The 1,393-nt window shown below is 60.4% G+C and carries 1 protein-coding gene; it reads left to right on the top strand.

Going from position 1 to position 1,393, the window contains the following annotated elements; translation table 11 throughout:
• Positions 1-1,393, top strand: a 1,393-nt coding sequence (locus tag AC1DX3_RS24330; RefSeq protein ID WP_476991954.1) for a calcium-binding protein, incomplete at both ends; no start/stop codon positions are given.

Here is a 1,393-nt window from a genome sequence, read left to right on the forward strand (position 1 = left end):
GGCTACTACACAGGCAATCTATACGGCGGTGATGGCAACGACGTCGTCGATGGACGCAACTCCCAGTATCTGCAACGCGTGGATGGCGGTGCGGGCAACGACACCCTCTATACCAACTCCAATACCTTCGCTGTGGCGGATGGAGGTGACGGTGACGATGTAATCTACGCACATGGCACCATCAATGGCGGCGCCGGCAATGACTCCGTTTACGTGCAACAGTCCTATTATCCCGGCCCTGTCCACGGCGATGAGGGCAACGACACCATCGACGCTTCGGCTGCGTCGGCTGCGACGCTATACGGCGATGCAGGCGACGACAAGCTGACCGGCAGCGGCGGCAATGACATCCTTTACGGCGGCGCCGGCAATGATACCCTTACCGGTGGCGCAGACAACGGAGACGGCGAATCGACCGGCGACAAAGCCGTCTACACCGGAAACCTAACCGACTATCGGGTGACCGAGGACATCAATACACATCTGGTCACGATCACCGATCTGCGCGACGGGTCTCCTGACGGAACCGACACACTCGATCACACGATCGAACTGGTGCAGTTTTCCGATGAGTTCCTGACGTTAACCGACCTGGTTGCTGGCGTCGGTCCCGTCGTCGACAATTTTGTCGGAACAGCCGGCAACGATACCTATGCCGGCAATGCGAACAACAATACGGCCGTCGGCAACGCGGGCGACGACAGCTTAGGCGGCAAGGGCGGTAATGATACGCTGGAAGGGGATGCCGGCGCAGATACGCTGAGCGGCGGCACTGGCAGCGATATCCTCTATTCCGACGGCCCGCTGGGCAGCTACAGCGTACCCTATTATAACAACACATATATTACGCCGCAGCTCGACCGTGGCGGCGAGGCCGACGTGCTGGCCGGCGGCGACGGCGACGATGCGATTTCAGCCGGCTACGGTGACAGCGTAGACGGCGGTAACGGCACGGACGCCTTGTTCATCAGCTTCCAGGGCGCGCCGACCGGCGTGACCTTCGACCTGGGGCTATCCAGCCAGACCGTTGGCGGGGTGACGATCAAGAATGTCGAAGTCGCAGGCTGGATCGAAGGCAGTGAATTCGACGACACCCTGATCGATGGCGACGGCAGCCCGTACGGCAGCTTCGAGCCGATATTCGGCATGGGCGGCAACGACCATCTGGTGGCCGGCTACTACACAGGCAATCTATACGGCGGTGATGGCAACGACGTCGTCGATGGACGCAACTCCCAGTATCTGCAACGCGTGGATGGCGGTGCGGGCAACGACACCCTCTATACCAACTCCAATACCTTCGCTGTGGCGGATGGAGGTGACGGTGACGATGTAATCTACGCACATGGCACCATCAATGGCGGCGCCGGCAATGACTCCATCCACGTGCAAC

The sequence above is a fragment of the Asticcacaulis sp. P2_B1 genome, from assembly GCF_056404915.1.